This is a genomic window from Stenotrophomonas sp. Bg11-02 (genome assembly GCF_002836635.1).
Taxonomy (GTDB): Bacteria; Pseudomonadota; Gammaproteobacteria; order Xanthomonadales; family Xanthomonadaceae; genus Stenotrophomonas; species Stenotrophomonas lacuserhaii.
On the sequence record NZ_PJAY01000049.1, the window covers coordinates 102,281 to 119,365 of the forward strand.

At 63.5% G+C, this 17,085-nt stretch carries 21 protein-coding genes and 1 tRNA gene; 11 read left to right on the plus strand and 11 right to left on the minus strand.

The window, feature by feature from the left end:
* The first annotated feature begins 38 nt into the window (after positions 1-38).
* Positions 39-113, plus strand: a tRNA-Val gene (locus CXG43_RS03985).
* A 158-nt stretch (positions 114-271) separates the two neighbouring features.
* On the opposite strand, the gene CXG43_RS03990 is transcribed toward CXG43_RS03985, so the two are convergent.
* Positions 272-1,165: a LysR family transcriptional regulator gene (locus CXG43_RS03990; protein WP_101098765.1), complete on the minus strand. Its 894-nt coding sequence runs from the start codon at positions 1,163-1,165 to the stop codon at positions 272-274.
* Between the two features lie 109 nt (positions 1,166-1,274).
* Between CXG43_RS03990 and CXG43_RS03995 the strand changes: the two genes are divergently transcribed.
* From CXG43_RS03995 to CXG43_RS04025, 7 genes are all read left to right on the plus strand, one after another.
* Complete coding sequence (locus CXG43_RS03995; RefSeq protein WP_101098766.1) at positions 1,275-2,333, plus strand: alpha/beta hydrolase; 1,059 nt, start codon at positions 1,275-1,277, stop codon at positions 2,331-2,333.
* Positions 2,330-3,538, plus strand: a complete 1,209-nt coding sequence (locus tag CXG43_RS04000; protein WP_101098767.1) for an MFS transporter — start codon at positions 2,330-2,332, stop codon at positions 3,536-3,538. Before CXG43_RS03995 ends, CXG43_RS04000 begins: the two co-directional genes overlap by 4 nt.
* Before the next feature lie 137 nt (positions 3,539-3,675).
* Positions 3,676-4,062, plus strand: coding sequence for a cyclophilin-like fold protein (locus CXG43_RS04005; protein WP_101098768.1), 387 nt, complete (start codon positions 3,676-3,678; stop codon positions 4,060-4,062).
* Between the two features lie 5 nt (positions 4,063-4,067).
* Positions 4,068-4,508, plus strand: coding sequence for a cupin domain-containing protein (locus CXG43_RS04010; RefSeq protein WP_101098862.1), 441 nt, complete (start codon positions 4,068-4,070; stop codon positions 4,506-4,508).
* Between the two features lie 31 nt (positions 4,509-4,539).
* Positions 4,540-5,001: a cupin domain-containing protein gene (locus tag CXG43_RS04015; protein ID WP_101098863.1), complete on the plus strand. Its 462-nt coding sequence runs from the start codon at positions 4,540-4,542 to the stop codon at positions 4,999-5,001.
* A gap of 97 nt (positions 5,002-5,098) precedes the next feature.
* Positions 5,099-5,767, plus strand: a complete 669-nt coding sequence (locus tag CXG43_RS04020) for a carboxymuconolactone decarboxylase family protein (protein ID WP_101098769.1) — start codon at positions 5,099-5,101, stop codon at positions 5,765-5,767.
* A 49-nt stretch (positions 5,768-5,816) separates the two neighbouring features.
* Complete coding sequence (locus tag CXG43_RS04025) at positions 5,817-6,194, plus strand: antibiotic biosynthesis monooxygenase family protein (RefSeq protein ID WP_232767582.1); 378 nt, start codon at positions 5,817-5,819, stop codon at positions 6,192-6,194.
* Positions 6,195-6,246: 52 nt separating this feature from the next.
* Here CXG43_RS04025 and CXG43_RS04030 read toward each other — a convergent pair whose 3' ends face one another.
* On the minus strand, positions 6,247-6,651 hold the full coding sequence (locus tag CXG43_RS04030) for a hypothetical protein (RefSeq protein WP_157825186.1): 405 nt from the start codon (positions 6,649-6,651) through the stop codon (positions 6,247-6,249).
* Positions 6,652-6,792: 141 nt separating this feature from the next.
* On the opposite strand from CXG43_RS04030, the gene CXG43_RS04035 reads away from it, so the two are divergent.
* The gene (locus CXG43_RS04035; RefSeq protein WP_101098772.1) at positions 6,793-7,209 is read left to right on the plus strand and encodes a BLUF domain-containing protein; all 417 of its coding nucleotides are present in this window, start codon (positions 6,793-6,795) and stop codon (positions 7,207-7,209) included.
* Positions 7,210-7,557: 348 nt separating this feature from the next.
* On the opposite strand, the gene CXG43_RS04040 is transcribed toward CXG43_RS04035, so the two are convergent.
* The 3 genes from CXG43_RS04040 to CXG43_RS04050 all read right to left on the minus strand — a co-directional run bounded on the left by CXG43_RS04040 (position 7,558) and on the right by CXG43_RS04050 (position 9,434).
* Entirely contained in the window at positions 7,558-7,863 is a 306-nt protein-coding gene (locus CXG43_RS04040) for a hypothetical protein (RefSeq protein WP_101098773.1), read from the minus strand.
* Complete coding sequence (locus CXG43_RS04045; RefSeq protein WP_101098774.1) at positions 7,860-8,189, minus strand: hypothetical protein; 330 nt, start codon at positions 8,187-8,189, stop codon at positions 7,860-7,862. The genes CXG43_RS04040 and CXG43_RS04045 overlap by 4 nt, the downstream gene beginning before the upstream one ends.
* Positions 8,190-8,675: 486 nt before the next feature.
* Positions 8,676-9,434 (minus strand): hypothetical protein, encoded by a 759-nt coding sequence (locus CXG43_RS04050; RefSeq protein WP_101098775.1) that lies wholly within the window; start codon positions 9,432-9,434, stop codon positions 8,676-8,678.
* A gap of 423 nt (positions 9,435-9,857) precedes the next feature.
* Here CXG43_RS04050 and CXG43_RS19045 point away from each other — a divergent pair, with 423 nt between their 5' ends.
* Positions 9,858-10,022, plus strand: a complete 165-nt coding sequence (locus CXG43_RS19045) for a hypothetical protein (protein ID WP_157825185.1) — start codon at positions 9,858-9,860, stop codon at positions 10,020-10,022.
* A gap of 247 nt (positions 10,023-10,269) precedes the next feature.
* Here the strand turns inward: CXG43_RS19045 and CXG43_RS04055 are convergent, their stop codons facing one another.
* Positions 10,270-11,172: an AraC family transcriptional regulator gene (locus CXG43_RS04055; RefSeq protein ID WP_101098776.1), complete on the minus strand. Its 903-nt coding sequence runs from the start codon at positions 11,170-11,172 to the stop codon at positions 10,270-10,272.
* Positions 11,173-11,269: 97 nt separating this feature from the next.
* Between CXG43_RS04055 and CXG43_RS04060 the strand changes: the two genes are divergently transcribed.
* Complete coding sequence (locus CXG43_RS04060; RefSeq protein ID WP_101098777.1) at positions 11,270-12,019, plus strand: SDR family oxidoreductase; 750 nt, start codon at positions 11,270-11,272, stop codon at positions 12,017-12,019.
* Between the two features lie 75 nt (positions 12,020-12,094).
* On the opposite strand, the gene CXG43_RS04065 is transcribed toward CXG43_RS04060, so the two are convergent.
* The 5 genes from CXG43_RS04065 to CXG43_RS04085 form a co-directional block, all read right to left on the minus strand.
* Positions 12,095-13,183, minus strand: coding sequence for a DUF5694 domain-containing protein (locus CXG43_RS04065; RefSeq protein WP_101098778.1), 1,089 nt, complete (start codon positions 13,181-13,183; stop codon positions 12,095-12,097).
* 120 nt (positions 13,184-13,303) lie between these two features.
* Complete coding sequence (locus CXG43_RS04070; protein WP_101098779.1) at positions 13,304-14,116, minus strand: trypsin-like serine protease; 813 nt, start codon at positions 14,114-14,116, stop codon at positions 13,304-13,306.
* A 195-nt stretch (positions 14,117-14,311) separates the two neighbouring features.
* The gene (locus tag CXG43_RS04075) at positions 14,312-15,199 is read right to left on the minus strand and encodes a hypothetical protein (RefSeq protein ID WP_157825184.1); all 888 of its coding nucleotides are present in this window, start codon (positions 15,197-15,199) and stop codon (positions 14,312-14,314) included.
* Positions 15,196-15,972, minus strand: coding sequence for a hypothetical protein (locus CXG43_RS04080; RefSeq protein ID WP_101098781.1), 777 nt, complete (start codon positions 15,970-15,972; stop codon positions 15,196-15,198). The genes CXG43_RS04075 and CXG43_RS04080 overlap by 4 nt, the downstream gene beginning before the upstream one ends.
* 203 nt (positions 15,973-16,175) lie before the next feature.
* Positions 16,176-16,970 carry a hypothetical protein gene (locus CXG43_RS04085; RefSeq protein WP_101098782.1) on the minus strand — a complete coding sequence of 265 codons (795 nt, stop codon included), beginning with the start codon at positions 16,968-16,970 and terminating at the stop codon, positions 16,176-16,178.
* Positions 16,971-17,085 lie beyond the last annotated feature (115 nt).

Genomic DNA, 17,085 nt, shown 5'->3' on the forward strand with positions numbered 1-17,085 from the left:
CTCGGGAAAGCCCCTATAATGAGCGGCTCAGCAGCATCGGGCGGTTAGCTCAGCGGTAGAGCATTGCCTTCACACGGCAAGGGTCACAAGTTCGAACCTTGTACCGCCCACCATGATCAAGTTGAAAAAGCCTCCGGAAACGGGGGCTTTTTTGCGTTATTCGCCATCCCCGGACTCTGCTTGATGATTGACATCGTTTTCGTCGACGTCATTGGCGATGTTGCGCGCCCGCAGGAGGGTACCAAGGCTGCACCCCGCATCGACCTGCACATCACACATCCAGCTTCAGCCAAGCTACCAGTGCCGTGAACGCGGGCGACGGCTGCCGGCGGTTAGGGTAGTAAAGGTGGTAGCCGGGGAAGGGGACGCACCACTTGTCCAGCACAGCCACCAACCTGCCCTGTGCAATGTGCTCGGCTACCATCGGTTCCGGCGCATAGGCCAAGCCCAGTCCATCCAATGCGGCATTGATTACGTGGGTCATGCTGTTGAAGACCAACGGTCCGTCGCCACGTACGGTGAATTCCTTGCCCTTTTCTTCGAACTCCCAGGCATAAATGGCGCCGTTTGGGCGATGCCGGATGTGCACGCAGCGGTGTCGGGTGATGTCGGCCGGCTTCCTGGGCTTGGGATGCTTCTCGAAGTAATCGGGCGATCCCACCACGACCAAGCGCCAATCGGGGCCAACCCTGACCGCGATCATGTCCTTGCTGAGCGCCTCGCCCAGCCGGATGCCGGCGTCGAAGCGCTGCTCCACCACATTGGTAAAGCCGTAATCCAAGTAGAACTCAAGCGTTATATCCGGGTACTCGGCCAGGAATCCGGCAAGCCGCGGGCGGATGATGGTCTCCATGGAATCGTCCGTGCAGGAGATCCGCAGGGTTCCAGCCGGACGGTCCCGCAGGTCTCCCAGTGCCTCCACGCTGGCACCGATGGCCTCGAAGTGCGGTGCGATGGAGCGCATCAGGCGCTCACCCGCCTCGGTAGGGGAGACGTTGCGGGTGGTCCGCGCCAGCAGGCGGATGCCCAGGCGCTCTTCCAGCAACCGCATCGAATGGCTGAGCGCAGAGGGCGTCACCCCGAGGCGAACCGCCGCTTTGGTGAAGCTCTGCTCCTGTGCCACCACCAAAAAGGCTTGGAGGTCATTGGTCTTCACGGTGCTCATGAGGCAATTGTGAGCTCAACTCATCAATGCATCAACTTTAAGCCGGCTTATCGCAGTAGCGGCCGGGGCCTATCTTGGCGACCTGAGTCCCCACCGAGGCCGCACGCGCATGAAACCCACCACGTTGCTGCTGGCGCTGCTTGCCAGCCACCTCCTCCCGCTTTCCGCGTTGGCCGCTGTCGCGCCGGTGTCAACCCGTCCCGCCGGGGCGGACAACTTCTACCGTAGCCCCACGGTCACTGGTGAGCGCGTCAGTTTCCGCAACCAGTACCAGATGGAAGTGGTAGGCACGTTGTACCGCCCTCAGGGCCTGCCTCGCGGCAGCCGCGCCCCCGCCGTGGTGGTCGGCCACCCGATGGGCGCGGTGAAGGAACAGAGCTCGCAACTCTACGCGCAGAAGCTGGCCGAGCAGGGCTTCGTTACGCTGGCGATCGATCTTTCCTTCTGGGGAGAAAGCGGCGGTGCTCCGCGGCACCTGGTTGCTCCGGAAATCTATTCGGACGACATCAGTGCGGCCGTGGACTTCCTGAGCACGCAATCCTTCGTGGACCCGGATCGGATCGGCGGCCTGGGTATCTGCGGTAGCGGCAGCTTTGTGATCAGCGCGGCCAAGATCGACCCGCGCATCAAGGCCATTGCCACAGTAAGCATGTACGACATGGGGGCGGCGGCACGGCAGGGGCTGAACAACGGGCAATCGCTGGAACAGCGCAAGACGGTGATCCAGTCTGCAACCGACCAGCGCCTGGCCGAGTTCAAGGGCGGGGCGGCTGTGTACGTGCCAGGCACAGTGAACAAACTCGATGCTGACACCCCTGCCATCCAACGCGAGTTCTTCGACTTCTACCGCACCCTTCGCGGCGCCTACACGCCCAAGGGCGATACGGCGGAGCTGACGACCCAGCCGCTCTTCAGCAGCCTGGTCAAATTCATGAACTTCTATCCCTTCAATGACATCGAGACCATCTCGCCCCGGCCGATGCTGTTCGTCTCTGGCGACGCCGCGCATTCCCGCGAGTTCAGCGAAGACGCCTACCAAAGGGCGGGCCAGCCGAAGGAGCTCTACTGGGTGAAAGGTGCGGGGCACGTGGACCTGTATGACCGTACCAACCTGATTCCCCTGGAAAAACTGACGACGTTTTTCCAGCGCGGTCTTGCCTCGAAATGAGCCGCAACGACGCAACTCCAGGTCGCGCCAATTGGGGCGGCGTGCTCGCGATGACGCTGTGCGTCTTCGCGTTGATCGCGTCTGAATTCATGCCGGTGAGCCTGCTTACTCCCCTGGCGGAAGACCTGGGCGTGACCGAAGGTCTTGCCGGGTACGGCATTGCCATATCAGGTGCCTTTGCGGTGCTGACCAGCCTGTCAATCTCCCGGTTGGCAGGCAACATGAACCGACGAACGTTGCTGCTGATCCTCACCGCGTTGATGGCGGTGTCGGGTGTGGTGGTGGCCTTGGCTCCCAACTATCCGGTCTACATGACAGGGCGCGCGCTGATTGGCGTGGTGATCGGTGGGTTCTGGTCACTGTCTGCCGCAACGGCCATGCGGCTGGTGCCTGCTGCAAAAGTCCCGCGAGCCTTGGCGATATTCAACAGCGGCAACGCGCTTGCAACGGTAGTTGCGGCGCCATTAGGCAGCTACCTGGGCGGCATGATCGGCTGGCGCGGTGCTTTCCTGTGCCTTTTGCCGGTGGCTGCCATAGCCCTCGCATGGCAGTGGCTTTGTCTGCCCTCCATGCCCGCAGAGAGCGGGCAGTCGCAAGGCGGGCTGGTCGCGCTGTTCCGGCGGCGTTTGGTGGCAATTGGCATGCTTGCCTGCGGTGCCTTCTTCATGGGGCAATTTGCATTGTTCACCTACGTGCGGCCGTTCCTGGAACGGGTGACCAGTGCGGGAACGTCCGCTGTACCACTGGTGCTGCTGGCCATCGGCGTAAGCGGCTTCGTGGGCACGCTCGTCATTGGCGCGTTCATCAGGCGTGGGCTTTACCGAACGCTTGTGATCATTCCAGCCTTGATGGCGCTCATTGCCGTGGCCTTGGTTGCATTGGGGCCCCACCTTTGGCCGACCGCCGCGCTGCTCTCGGCATGGGGCCTGCTGGCAACGGCAGCGCCAGTGGGCTGGTGGAGTTGGCTGGCCCGCACGTTCACTGACAACGCCGAGGCCGGCGGCGGGCTGATGGTGGCGGTGGTGCAGTGCTCCATCGCACTCGGCTCGACCGTCGGCGGACTGCTGTTAGACAGCGTCGGCTTTGCCAGTACGTTCCTGGCCAGTGCGGGCCTGCTGCTGATTGCCGCACTGCTCGCCTATGTCACGGCGGCCGGCGCCGCGGCCCCGTCCGGGCCGGCGGTCGCCGCGGAGGCCCGGGGCTGATGGGGCGCCTGTCGTCGACCGCAGAGCCCCTGCTGTGCCTTTCTCTTGCATTCGGAGCGGTGTCGGCATGCTCTGCCGAGCACAAACATCCCCCCATCGTGCCCATGAAAGTACGGTCCAATCCGGAGGTCCATTCCATGAAGATTCGACTGATCATCAATGATCAGACGCTGTCGGCCACCCTGGAAGACAGTATCCCCGGACGCGAATTCGCGGCCCAGTTGCCCCTGACGCTGCAGCTTGAGGACTACGCCGCGACTGAAAAGATCGCGCAGCTTCCCCGCCGTCTCAGCGTGGCGGGCGAGCCGGAGGGAATCACGCCAGTGGCAGGCGATATCGCCTTCTATGCGCCGTGGGGAAACCTGGCCATTTTCCACAAGCCCTTTGGATACTCGAAGGGTCTGATCCGACTGGGTCGCATCGAAGGAGGACTGCAGACCCTTCGCACGGAAGGCCCCCTTGAGGCGCGCATCGAGTCCGACCAGCGGTTGGCTGCAAACCCTCTACACACCACAACGAGGTGAGCTACATGGAAATCAAACGCGTTGGTACGCAAGCATCCATCAAGGGGTCGGCGGAATGGTTTACCGGCACCGTCCGCATCGACCCCCTCAATGCTGCGCCTGCGCCATCGAGGGTATCCTGCGCCGCGGTCACCTTCGAGCCGGGTGCGCGCACTGCGTGGCACACCCATCCGTTGGGGCAGACGCTTATCGTTACTGCCGGCTTCGGTTGGACACAGTGCGAAGGCGGCCCGATCGTGGAGATCCGCGCGGGTGACGTGATCTGGTGCCGGCCGGGTCACAAACACTGGCACGGTGCATCGCCCACCACCGCCATGACGCATATCGCAGTCCAGGAGGCGTTGGATGGCAAGAACGTTGACTGGCTGGAGCATGTGACCGAAGCGCAATACCTGGCCGGACCTCCCGCAGCTGACGCACCGGCCCGCTCCGAGGGAGGCGCCTGACATGGTGGTTCGATCCGCGTTTCGCGGGCTCATGGCCCTCTTTGTCTGGGCGCTGCTTGGCCTTCCCCATGGAGCCCAAGCTGCGGCGCCCGAACAGCAGATCACCGCTGCCGGGAATCAGGCTTCGATGAATGGTCCTGCGGAGTACTTCACTGGCAGAGTTCGCATCGACCCGCTCTGGCCCGAGGACGCCGGTATCACCGCCTCCGGCGGGCTGGTGACGTTTGAGCCGGGTGCGCGATCAGCGTGGCACACCCATCCCGCGGGCCAGCGTCTGGTGGTCACCTCTGGCGTTGGGCGCGTACAGGAGTGGGGTAAGCCCCTTCAGGTCGTTCGTCCCGGGGATGTAGTGTGGTGCCCGCCAAGGGTGAAGCACTGGCATGGAGCTGCCCCCGGTACCGCTATGACGCACCTTGCCGTAACCGGCGTGCGCGAGGGTCAGAACGTGAACTGGTTGGAGAAGGTGACCGATGCCCAGTACCAAGGCGATTGATTGGAAATGGCGGTCCAGTCGTCTCGCCTGCCTGTTGGGTGCGGCGATGCTTGCCTCCGGTCCGGGACAGATGGCTTTCGCATATGAAGGAGCAGCTATGAACGTCAAATCATACGGGGGTTCTACCACCGAACTGGACACCCGCCAGCAGGCCATTATTCCGATAAGCGCCTCAGCAGCGGCTGGCAACATGGATAGCCTTCGGGGCGCGCTGAATCAAGGCTTGGACGCGGGACTGAGTCTGGCCGAAGCAAGAGAGATCCTCGTGCAGGTTTACGCCTATGCGGGCTTTCCACGGAGCCTGAACGCATTGAGCGAACTGATGAAGGTGGCGGAGGCGCGCAGGCAGAGGGGCATCCAGGATGAAGCCGGGCGCGAGCCCGGCAAGCCGATTCCCAAGGGCGACGCGTTGCTCGCTGCAGGCACCGCGAACCAGACCCAGTTAGTTGGTGGTCCGGTCTCAGGGCCATTGTTCGATTTCGCACCGCAGGCAAATGAGTATCTGCGTACGCATCTCTTCGGCGACATCTTCGAGCGCGACAACCTTGATTGGCAGAGCCGCGAGCTGGCCACGGTCAGCATGCTGGCTGCCATGTCCGGGGTGGAAACTCAGTTGCAGTCCCACATAGCTATCAGCATGAACATAGGCGTGCGCCCTGAGCAGCTGTCCAGGCTGGCCGATGTTCTAGAAGCGCGCTTCGATTTGGAAGCAGCGGAGCGTGTTCGGGTCGGTATTCAACGCCAGCTCGAAGCCCGGCAGGAATGAGGTGCCGGAAAACTCTGCGCCGACTGGCGCGCGCACATCGGAGGCTTGATTGAAAATAAAACTCATCGGAACCTTGATCGGAATGGCTGCATGTTCCTTCAGTGTTGGAGCTGAGGAGTTGCAGATGACAAGGCTGTCAAAGATCACCGTAAACGCGGACCATTTGCCCGCCTATCGAGACGCCCTGGCTGAAGAGGTTCGCGCCTCGATGGAGCTCGAGCCAGGCGTGCTGTCGTTGTACGCCGTCTTCGACAAGAAGGACCCGACCAGACTGACGATTCTTGAAATATATGCGAGCCGGCAGGCATACGAACAGCACGTGAAGAGTCCCCATTTCCTCAAGTACAAGAACGGGACGCTGCACATGGTCAAGTCTCTGGAGCTGGTTGATGTTGATCCTCTTCTGCCGGAGCTGAAGATCAAGTAGCAGTGAACCGTGCTGCGCGGACGTGACCGAAGCAATCATGTGCACGGCGACCTCAAAGCTTACCGACTGCTTTGTAGCGGGAAGCGCCCTGTTGGACAAGGCGTTGCAGTTCTTCCAGCACAGCCGGATCCGAAGAAGTGAAATTGAAGCACGACTTTCCCTGCATTTGCTTTTTCAAGGCTGGACCGAGGTCGCAAAGCAGTTCGGGAAAGTCATACACCGGCATGAAGTGAAACGAATGCTTGCGGCCCGATACCTTAATCGCCCCGAAGAACTGAACCTTGCCCTTCGCATCAAGCTTTCTACAGTTTGCGTAGAAACGCCCATTCTCATCGTGCACAACCGAAAGCTCGCTTCGATAGGCAAGGAACAAGTCGCGCAAAGCAGCGAAAAGCTCAGGCGACGTGCCATCCGCAGCCGGCTCCATATGGGTGGCAGGTACTTGTGGCGTCTTCATGCGCCCAGCCCGGTCGGAAACCCCGATTCTGCACCTATCCGAGGAACCCGGCCCCCTATTCAGCTTCCGTCCAAACTATGAACGCATTCAGCTGTTAAGGTTTCTCCTTGCTTAGTTCGCGCAGAAGCGCAAGGAGGTTTCATGTCCTTGGAAGCTGTGGTGTACACAAGCCGGGTCAGCAAGCGCATCGACCCGCAGGACCTTCAGGCGCTCGTTGCCGATGCCGCAGCGTTCAACCGTGCTGCCGATGTCAGTGGCGTGCTGCTGTTTGACGGCGGCCGGTTCCTTCAGTATCTGGAAGGCCCCGGCGAGGGCGTGGCACAGGCTTACGGGCGCGTGCGCCAAGCTGGCCTGCACACCGGCATTGCCGAGATCGCCAAGGGCGTGACCGGCAAGCGCCTGTTCCGCCATTGGCCGCTGAAGAAGTTCGAAGTGGACAGCATCGTGCTGGGCTCCATCGCCCGCGCGGACTGGTCCGGTTTCGTGCAGGGCAACCGCCGACCCGGCGCGGTGGACCATCTGCTGGACGTAGTGAACGGACGTTTCAGCCACGCCTGAAACTGCGAAGCGCCGTCCGTGCGGCGCCCGCCATCGGCATCGCGCAGACGAATGCTACGGGAGGCAGGGAGTCCTGGAGCTACACATGGGTCACGGGCGAGGACGCCGCAGCCTTCTGGCAACTCACTGCCTACGACTACAAGAAGGGTGAGTCAGACCCCGGGACGATCAGCGCAAGCGCATCGCCTCGGTGAGCTTGACCCGAGGCGTGTTGTCGGTAGGTCGGCCGGGCAGGGGCGTGACGACCAACGGTCGTCACCCACCAGGGACGGTCGTCACCCACCAAGGACAGTCGTCACCCACCGAGGGCGGTCATCACCCACTCGATGCACCCCACTGCCAATGAGATCAATCAGCGGTAACACGGTCTTCCACCCGTAGCTGCAGGTTCATTGCGCGCATTACACCGAGCACGGTTTCCAGGTATAGCGGGCGGGTGCCGTTCAACTGGCGGCGCAGGGTTACCACGCTCACGCCGCACGCCTGCGCGATGCGTGACATGCCGTGCAGTTCTGCAACCAGCAGCAGGGCGCGCCCGATGCTCGGTTCGTCACATCCCTCCATCCGCATCCGGACGTCCAGGTACTCCGCGCGCTCAGCGTCGCGGGCGGCGGCGCTGTTGATCGGCGGGATCTTGAATTCGATATCACTCATGTTGCACTCCGCATGGATTCGATGGATGAGTTCACCAAGGCGCGGCCGGCGGTGATCAGGCCCTCCACCAGGTGATCGCTCAGCACGGCATGCGTGCCGCCGTCCTGCCTGCCCACTTGCACCGAATGCAGGATTTCAAGGATCGCGCTTATGCCCTGCAGCGTGGCGCGCGGCACGGCTACCTTGCTGTGGCGGTCGGCGTAGCTGTCCAGGTCGAACACACGTGCGTCTCTGGGTAAGTCAGGCACCAGCTGCAGATGCACCACGCCCGCCGGATTTTCGCGGGAGTGTTCGAACTCCTCCAGCTTCCTTTCCAGCCGCTCCATGAACTAAGGCGGAAACTCGTGGATCTCGTCGCCGATCAAGGCGTGCAAGCGTTTGGCACTAAGCGGATTCTGCGATTCCATCGGTCATCCTTCCCAAGGCGTGTGGCCACCTGCGCGGACGCGCGAGGTGGCGGGCGATGCGGGTTGGCATACCGGGGCAAGTTCAAAAAATGGCCGGCGGATCAGGGATCCCCTCACATCGCCCACCATGAAACCGGCACGCGATGCAGTGCATTCTCCGCCGTGCCCAGAGGGCAAAACAGAGCCAAAATTGAACTTGCCGAACAGGATGCCAATCCCGACTGACGCTTCTACGTCGCCAGCATCTACATACCAACAGCCGCAGGCATCCACGTACATGGGCCGATCTTCAAAAGCACAGCGCTCAGTGGACATCTACGTCACCGCAGGCAGGCAGGGGCGTCACGCCGAACGCATGCTCAGACGTGCACGTGTCGACGATCCGGTAGGCAGCCGATCAAGCCATCACAACGTAGCAGGCTGCGTGTTGAGCAGCTTGCATGCATCGTTGCATTCGGTGGTGTTGAATACAGCAAGCAGGGGTGCAACGAGCGATTCATCTGCATTCGCTACTTGATTGACCTGCTGCTGCACTTTTTGCTGATGTTGCGCACGTGAATGCAGCGATAGCGAGCGAACGGCCATGTCGGCCGCCGGCAATGCCTCGCGCAGGATGGCCTGGCGCTGCAGCAGCGGTGTGTCGGGCGAGGCTACGGTGACGCTCACACGTGCATAGTAGCCAACCAGCAGCTCGGCATGCATGCGCAGGGGCAGCAGATAGTCATCGGTCGGCTTTGCATCTGGCTGTCTTGCCATGGTCGTTCCGCGCAGCGATACGTGCCTGGCGTTGCACTGCAACGCGAACACTTTTGCGTCACTCCACGCCGGCGCCATCTGCTGCAGCAGGGTCCGGTTGGCGCTTTCACCTATCATGTCCGAGGAGACCAGCACGGCGTGTTCGGCGAAGCCACAGATCCGCAGTGCTTGGGTGGGCGTCATGGCGTCCATGCCAACCAGCACATCAGGATTGTTGGCGCTGCGTACTTGGGACGCGATTTCGCTTACTGCGGGTTTCTTGGTAGAAGCGGCCATCGCCTTGAGCGTCTTCATGGCCTGGTATTGCCGTACGGCGGCAGGGGTCTGCACCGGCTGGGCGAGCGCCACGAGTGGTGCCAGCAGTAGGCCGGCGAGCAGGGCAGGGCGGAATGAGCGCGAGCTGGTCATGGCGGCTTCCTTGCATGCGGAGATCAGATTCAGGGCACTCTACACGAAGGCAGGTTGGTAACCGATCAAGCGCTGCCGTTTCCGGACCCGTCCGGGCCGAAGCGCTGCACAACCGATCTGCACGCCGCAACGGCTTGCGGCAGGGCCCATTCGATGGCTTGCTGTATTTCCGGCTCCAGCTCGGAGGTTGCGGCTGATCTGCTCAGACGATCTCTAAGCGCCAGTGGCCCGCGATAATCGACCGTGATCGCGTCGAAAGGCCGCACTCAACTAACGTTTCCCATTGATATGAATAGTGTCAGCACTGCCCCGCCATAACAGGCGAGCAACGCCGCACTTACCAACCGCCGCCTATTTTCGGCAAGCGCAACCGACAAAATTGTACAGATCACGGACGCCAGCAATCCCGCAATGAGGAGCTGCATGCCCGCATACATTCTTGGCCCCGCTGAAGAAGTGAAAAGCAGCCACGCTGAGAGCGCAGCGCAGAGCAATGACAACGCCGCCAGCACGTTCCAAGCCGTTTTCATCCAACGTACTCCAGAGGAAGGCCTGGCTGCACAACGCAGCCGGCAATTAATTTACTGAACGCGTACCGACACGCCCGAGAACGCAGACTCACCACTGCCAATGAAGTAAACCGCATTACCTGCCAAGCCGATGAAGCGGATCGTCTCGACGTTCCCTTGCCGCGTAGAGAACATGTCGTACGATCCGCGCGAGGCCGGACGGCCATCGGCGCCAAACAACGAATTATTCCCTGTGCCACCGTAGCTGAGTACGCTAGTCATTGCGTCATGGCTCTCGTGGCCGATGTGGTGGCTGGTGCCAAACCTTACACCGGCTCCCCAACACGCGCATACCGCGTCGGCGACATTCCCATCTGCCGCGCGAAAGCCACGCTGAAGGTCACCGCGCCCGAATAGCCCACGCGTTCGGCCACCTGTTCCAGACTGAGTTCGCGGGTGCGCAGCAGGCGCTTGGCCAGTGCCATGCGCCAAGTCAGCAGATACTCCATCGGGGCCACGCCGACCACCTTGGTGAACCGCGCCGAGAACGCCGAGCGCGATAGCGCGGCCTGGTCGGCGAGTTCCGCCACTCTCCATCCGTGTTGTGGCCGCGCATGCATCGCACGCAGTGCGACGGCCAGGCGCTCATCGGCCAACCCTCTCACAAGGCCGGTGCCTTCGGCAGGCGTCCCCCGGCTGCGCAATGCCTCGATCAGCAGCACGTCCAGCAGGCGCTCCAGCACCACTTCCCGCGCCGGCCGCCGCGAGCGCGCTTCGTCCCCGACCATCCGCACCAACGCGGTCAGCCGTGCTTCCCCACGCACGTGCACCAGGGCGGGCAGCAGCGCCACCAGCAGCGCGGCATCCGGCGACCCGAACTGGCAGTGGCCGACCTGCATGCGCAGGTCCACCGGTCCGTGCTGGCGGCCGATGCGGAAATGGTCCTCGCCGAGCTGCGTGGGCAGCGTAGCGGGCAGGTCCGGCGCCGCATCCAGGCTGGCGGTCACCAGCGCGTGCACGGCCGGTATCAGCACGAAGTCGCCGGCCTGCAGCCTGATGGGCGCGCCTCCGTCGATCATCAGCTGGCAGCCACCTTCCAGCACGGCGGCGTAGAACGGTTCACCCGGAATGTCGCGTCGAATGCACCATTCACCCGCCCCCTCCACCCGCTTGGAGTAGCGCGCAGTCGGCTGCAACAGGGCGACGACCTCGGACAGGGGATCGGACATGGCAGGACGATCAGAGAGGTTATATGGACGCTGGAGTGTAGCGCGTCCTGCGGACGGGACCGACCATGGACACCTGTTCCCACGTAGAGGTTTGCTGATGTCGACTGTGATGATTACCGGCTGTTCCTCCGGCTTCGGGTTGGAAACCGCCCGTCTGTTCCTGGCACGCGGGTGGGATGTGGTGGCCACCATGCGCACCCCCGACGCCGAGCTGCTGCCTGCTTCCGATCGCCTCCGTGTGCTGGCACTGGATATCACCGATGCTGACAGCATCGCACGCGCCATTGAGCAGGCCGGGCCACTCGACGCGCTGGTGAACAACGCCGGCTTCGGTGCGCCTGTGCCGGTGGAGCTGACGCCGATGGACACCGCACGCGCGCTGTTTGAAACCAACACCCTGGGCACGCTGGCGATGACCCAGTCGGTGCTGCCGCAGCTGCGCGAGCGCGGTGCCGGGGTGATCGTCAACGTGACCTCCTCGGTGACCCTGAAGGCGCTGCCGTTGGTGGGCGTGTACTCGGCCAGCAAGGCCGCGGTGAATGCCTTCACCCAATCACTGGCGATCGAAGTGGAACCCTTCGGCGTGCGGGTGCGGCTGGTGTTGCCGGGGCGCTCGCCGACCACGCGCTTCGGTGCGAATGCGGGCGTGCATCTTGGCGGATTGGAACACCCGGACTACGGACCGATGGTGCAGGGCATCCTGGCAGGTTTCCGCGATACCAGTGGGCCGGTCACCGAGGCGCAGGACGTAGCCGAGGCAGTGTGGCGTGCGGTGACCGACCCGGGCACGCCGCTGCGGACGCCGGCCGGCAAGGACGCAGAGGAATGGATGCGCGAGGCAGGGTGAGGCGGCCGATGGTTTGAACTGGGTCAGATAACGCCCTGCGGATCTCCCATCAGTCTTGGAGCATCGTCGGCAAGCTCAGCGCAGCACGTCCCCGGCATCCACCAGCTGCACGTCGTGCATCAACTGCAGATAGGCCTCGTAATACGGTTTGTGCGACGCGCCGACGATGGCCAGCATGCGCGTGCCGGGCGTCTGCCCGAGCACGTCGCGGATGTTGGCGACCATGCGCAGGTTGCGGGTTTCCCAGTAGCCCACGTAGTTGCGTCCGAATGCCTGCGGCGAAGGCTCCACCAGTGCGGCGCCGAAGTCGGCGTGGAACGCCTGCATCGCCGCTTCTGGGGCGTCGTACGTGCGGTAGATCGCCAGCAGGCCATCGGGCTTGCCCAGGTCGGCGTGCAGTGCAACGTCCGCCTCGGCGCGCGCCTTGTTATACGGGTTGTCCCACGCCTTCATGATCGCCTCGCCGGAGGCCTTTTCCAGTTCCTTGGGCGTGGCCGAATCGGCAGTATGGTCATCCACCGCCCATACCCGTTCCAGGCCGAGCCGCGCGGCGAGCGTGGCCGCCACCAGCAGGGACTCGTCACGACGTTGCAGGCGCTTGTCCAGATAGGCCACCAACTCATCGTTCAAGCCGTCGGCCGCCCTGCGTTGCGCCGTCGGCAGCCGCAGCCATTGCACCAGGGCCGAATTGCGCTCACCGGCCGCAAGGAACACGGCGGCCAGGTGGCGTCGCTGCGCTGCAGTCGGCTCGGTGGGCCAGGTAGCCAGCAGACGTTCTGCTTCCGCGTTGGCCGCCGGCACATCCAGTCCGGTGGCGGCCTGCGCCGGGGCAAGGTCCGGGCAGTAGCTGTCGATGCTGTCCACGTAACGGGTAGGGAACCGGCGCATGTAATCACATTGCATGCCGGATATCGCTTCAACCGCGATCGCGTCCGGTTTCCAGGCTTGAAGGCGCTCCAGCAGGGGCTCCAATTGGGCCGGCGCGAAGGTGTCGGGCAGGGCGGAAAGGTGCGGCGAACCCAGCACCAGCACCTCGTTGGGGCGGCCGGCGGGCGGGCCCTTCAGCTGGTCCGGGTGGAAGCTGGGCTGATAGCCGGGGGTGGCGGCCAGCGCGGTGGCGCTGCACAGCCCCAGAATCAACATAGTGCCGATGCGCCTGATCATGCTGCCGTCCCCGCAAGGACGGGTGCCTTGCCTGCAGCCGATGGTGGCGCACGTGCGGGGGCAGGGCAAAGCCCCGTTGGTCATTGCAACCTTTACGCCGGCTGCTGCATCGGCGGGGAATCAGTCCCCTTCTCGCTGCAGCACGCTGTCGATCCATTCCGCATAGCGCGAAATGCGGACGTTTTGGACCACCTGGCCATAGAATCCCGCCTCCAACGCGTGCTCCGGCACCGCGGTGATCCACGAGCCCAGCCCGATAAGCTGCCAGCCGTCCTCGTCCTGAATCATCAGCGGCCCGCCACTGTCTCCACTGCCCAGCACGCCTTCATGTGGCAGCGCGTGCGGCGGGGCATCAAAGCGATACCAGAGATAACGCGCATTGGCTCCGGTGATAGCATTTTCCGCCCGTCGCAGCGTGTTCCTGTGCGCATCGTGCAGGTTCTGGCCGCGGTCGCCGTTGCCGGTGGCGCCCTTGCCGATGAAGGTGGCGATGCGGGCAACTTCCTCGTTGCCGCGGTATATCTGCATGGGCCGTACGTGTGCTGCGGGCGAGGCGAGCTTGACCAGTGCGATATCGTCCGAGGCTGCGAGGAAGGCATGGATCCGGGACGGGCTTCCCGTCGCCAGCGCTTCCTGACCGAGTAAATCCGGCATGCGCCTGTAGCCAGGATGCACGAACACGCGCTCCACCGCGTAGGCCTGGCCGTCGATCGTCACCTGTGCGTGCATTCCCTCCATCGGCGCTGCGTGCGCTGCGGTAACCACCCAGCGCGGGGCGATGAGGGCTCCGTGGCCTTCGCCGGGCATGTCGGCCAATGCGGGAAATGCCGAACCATCGATACGGTACTCGGCATCATCCACATCGCCGCGGATGACAACCGCCGCGGCGGTGAGGGGCAGGCTGATCACAGCCAGGAAAAGCCAGCGTTTCATGTGTATCTACGTCCCTGTCGGCATTGGGTCCAGAGGAAGCAGCTGTGCGGCGACGGCGCGCCTTGGCTGGCCATCAGGACACGTTAGCGGATCCCGCCCGGACCGGTAGCCGTCATGCGACAAAGCAGAGGTTACGGCGACGAAGCCGGGAAAAGCACGCCTGGAACAGGTGTCTTATCCCGGTACGGGCCGTCATCACTCGCGCATCGGGAAGGTCCATGTCGTGGGCACCGAGCTCCAGCGATAGTGGCGCACCTGCAGCCTGGCGATGGGCCGGGCGGTGGCGATCTCGGTTCGCATCGGCAGGCTGCCGTTCTCCCAGGCCAGTGGCACCTGCGCCAGCCGCGTCGGCTGCGCGGGCTTCAGCGGGGCAATGATCATCTGCTCGGACGGCAACACATTTCCTTCCTCATCCAGCGGCACGACCACGCTGTACAGGCCGGTCTTCGCCTTCCAGGACTGCCTGCCCTGCAGCAGCGTCGCGCGATGGGCAGCGGGGCGCAGCAAGGTGATGTCAGGATTGAGTTTTGAACGCTCACCGGGCTGCAGGATCTCGGTCGTTTCGAATGCATAGACCTCGGCGTCGACGGACATGCGCACCGCTTCGATGCGGCCCAACACATCACGCGGCGCGCCCAGTGGCAGATGGAAGGGGAAGCTCACCTCGTTCTGCGTGGCCGCGTATTTCTCAGGGAAGAACAGCGTCGGGGTGACCCGTTTGGTCGGCAGTCCGGCGATCTCCGCGCCATCCGAATCCAGCATCACCACGCGATGCAGGCGGGACATCAGGATGCGCTCGTGCTGTCCTTGGCCGGCCGCTGGGTCGCGTTCCAGGCTGGAGCGCGCGCCGATCGCCAGCCAGCGTCCTGCGCCGCCCTCTGCGGGAATCCAGAACGAGCCCATGTACGGCATCAGCGCAGGAAGCGAGGCCGCGCCAACCATGTAGTCCTCCAGCTCGCCGAGCACTGCCGCGCGGTGCGTGTAGGCCGAAGGATCCGGCGCGACGCCGCTGTACGGCGGGCGCTGCAGCGTGTGGTTCACCTGCTCGACATAGCTGAGGTAGCTCTCGACATCCTCGCTCATCTGCAGCATCGGGTCGTGCCCGGTATCTGCCAGGTGCACGCGGTGGAGGGAAGCGGGCAGCCCTTGCTGGCCGCGTAGCGCACTTCCATCCGCAGCTCGATCGGCATGCCGTCGCCACGCGCCACCACCAGCCGGCCATCACCCTGCGCGCCGGGGCCTGCAACGGACAGCTCCATCAGCACCGCCTTCGGGGTGACTTCGATAACACTAAGGGTCGTCTCGACGCTGCCGTGGGGTTCGATCCGCAGCGTTCCTGCCAGCACGTCGCCCACCGCCACGGTGGCGGGCAATCGCACCGGCCGCAGTCCCGCTGCCTGTTGCCGGGGGAGCAATGCCTCAGCTGCGTCGGGTGATTTCCGGGACAGTGCAGACCATGCGCTCTGGTCCGCCGCACGCAGCGCGCCGAACTCTCCAGATCGTGTTGCCTCAGCACTGAAGCCTTCGGCAAGCACGGCCAGTTGCGCCGCCTCGGTCGCGTCGTTCGGGTCCAGGTCCATCAGGTAGCTTGCATGACCTGTCGCGTCTCTCTGCTGCGACCAGATGGGCAGGACTCGAAGCTGGCTGCCTGCGCGCGACGCCGGCTGCAATGCCGCTTCGTAATAGCCGGACAGCGTTGTCTCATCGCCTGCATCCGGCCCGCTGCTCACTGCATGGCGCACGTAGTAAACAGACGGCACAGCGGGGTGGGAGTCCACGGTGGCGGCCGACGCGGCAGTGGCAACCATCGCCATCGCCGCCCACGTGATGATGTACAGCCGTTGGAGGAAGTCCATTTGCCCTGCTCCCCATATCCATCGAAAGCGGGGGAGTGTAGCAATGCCGCGGTCTACTGGATCCGGCTCGCGGGGTGGCCCTTGGCCGACTCCGCTGCCCTCACTTCCCGGTACAGTGCGTCGGTGCGGGCCTGGCCTTCTGCACTCGCGCGGGCATCGGCCTCCTTGTTCTGCCGATCCATTTCCTGGTACTGCGCCCAGACCTACGGGGTGATCGTCTTGAGCGTGTTGTCAGGACGAAGCTGGATGGAGGCAGGAACGCCCAGGCTGACGGAAAAGTTGCTGAACAGCCATTGCCTGCGTGCGTCCGGCGAGGCATGAAGCAGATCAGGCTCCGCATAGGTGTTCATCGGCAGGTGCTGCTCGGCAAGCGTTTCGTCTGCGGATATCCGTACGAGCCTGACGATGAGTCGCTCCTTCGCCCGCTCCTCGGCGTACAGCGCCACAACATCGCCCTCTATCCAGAGGACCTGCCAGTAGCCGGTGATCGGATGCACCGCGAAGGGATGGGTACGCACCAGGACCAGGTTGCTGGCTTCATCGTACAGCGTACTCCAGCCCGGCGGCGCCGGCCCCGGGGAGCAATCAACCGTACTGGTGATGATCTTTTCCAGGGTCGCCTTGCCGCCGTGCGCGGACAGATGGGTTGTCCAGCAGGCCGACCCGTCGCGGGTGCGTGATGCCAGCAGGACGGTGTCCTCGGCAACCACGATGGCATCGGTGTGGACGATCTGCTCGTCCCTGGCATCCGCATCCTGCAGCAGGTCTGCGAATGCCTTGTCTGAAAGCTCCGTGCCATCGACGTACAGCGTGTACGTCGTGTAGTGCTGGTACTCGCCGACGTTGATATCCAACCTCGACTCCGTGACGGCCACCACCTTCAGGCTGTCAGTGGAGAGGACCGTCTTCCGCGTCGTTCCGCCACACCCAGCAGCAAGCAAAGCAGCAGACATCGCCAGCACGGCTGAGCACAGCAGGGATGCGTTCTTGACCATCATGGTGCTGCGTCCTGCAGGGTATGGAAGGCGGGTTTGATGCCGCGCCAAGCATAGCGGTTCCTGGGACGGCGATCGGGCGACGTGATGTGCGGCTTACGCCGTGGGGATGGTGCGG

Coding starts and splice junctions, on each gene's coding strand:
- CXG43_RS03990 (WP_101098765.1), bottom strand. CDS start 1,165: ATGAGCACCGTGAAGACCAATGACCTCCAAGCCTTTTTGGTGGTGGCA.
- CXG43_RS03995 (WP_101098766.1), top strand. CDS start 1,275: ATGAAACCCACCACGTTGCTGCTGGCGCTGCTTGCCAGCCACCTCCTC.
- CXG43_RS04000 (WP_101098767.1), top strand. CDS start 2,330: ATGAGCCGCAACGACGCAACTCCAGGTCGCGCCAATTGGGGCGGCGTG.
- CXG43_RS04005 (WP_101098768.1), top strand. CDS start 3,676: ATGAAGATTCGACTGATCATCAATGATCAGACGCTGTCGGCCACCCTG.
- CXG43_RS04010 (WP_101098862.1), top strand. CDS start 4,068: ATGGAAATCAAACGCGTTGGTACGCAAGCATCCATCAAGGGGTCGGCG.
- CXG43_RS04015 (WP_101098863.1), top strand. CDS start 4,540: ATGGCCCTCTTTGTCTGGGCGCTGCTTGGCCTTCCCCATGGAGCCCAA.
- CXG43_RS04020 (WP_101098769.1), top strand. CDS start 5,099: ATGAACGTCAAATCATACGGGGGTTCTACCACCGAACTGGACACCCGC.
- CXG43_RS04030 (WP_157825186.1), bottom strand. CDS start 6,651: ATGAAGACGCCACAAGTACCTGCCACCCATATGGAGCCGGCTGCGGAT.
- CXG43_RS04035 (WP_101098772.1), top strand. CDS start 6,793: ATGTCCTTGGAAGCTGTGGTGTACACAAGCCGGGTCAGCAAGCGCATC.
- CXG43_RS04040 (WP_101098773.1), bottom strand. CDS start 7,863: ATGAGTGATATCGAATTCAAGATCCCGCCGATCAACAGCGCCGCCGCC.
- CXG43_RS04045 (WP_101098774.1), bottom strand. CDS start 8,189: ATGGAGCGGCTGGAAAGGAAGCTGGAGGAGTTCGAACACTCCCGCGAA.
- CXG43_RS04050 (WP_101098775.1), bottom strand. CDS start 9,434: ATGACCAGCTCGCGCTCATTCCGCCCTGCCCTGCTCGCCGGCCTACTG.
- CXG43_RS19045 (WP_157825185.1), top strand. CDS start 9,858: ATGCCCGCATACATTCTTGGCCCCGCTGAAGAAGTGAAAAGCAGCCAC.
- CXG43_RS04055 (WP_101098776.1), bottom strand. CDS start 11,172: ATGTCCGATCCCCTGTCCGAGGTCGTCGCCCTGTTGCAGCCGACTGCG.
- CXG43_RS04060 (WP_101098777.1), top strand. CDS start 11,270: ATGTCGACTGTGATGATTACCGGCTGTTCCTCCGGCTTCGGGTTGGAA.
- CXG43_RS04065 (WP_101098778.1), bottom strand. CDS start 13,183: ATGATCAGGCGCATCGGCACTATGTTGATTCTGGGGCTGTGCAGCGCC.
- CXG43_RS04070 (WP_101098779.1), bottom strand. CDS start 14,116: ATGAAACGCTGGCTTTTCCTGGCTGTGATCAGCCTGCCCCTCACCGCC.
- CXG43_RS04075 (WP_157825184.1), bottom strand. CDS start 15,199: ATGAGCGAGGATGTCGAGAGCTACCTCAGCTATGTCGAGCAGGTGAAC.
- CXG43_RS04080 (WP_101098781.1), bottom strand. CDS start 15,972: ATGGACTTCCTCCAACGGCTGTACATCATCACGTGGGCGGCGATGGCG.
- CXG43_RS04085 (WP_101098782.1), bottom strand. CDS start 16,970: ATGATGGTCAAGAACGCATCCCTGCTGTGCTCAGCCGTGCTGGCGATG.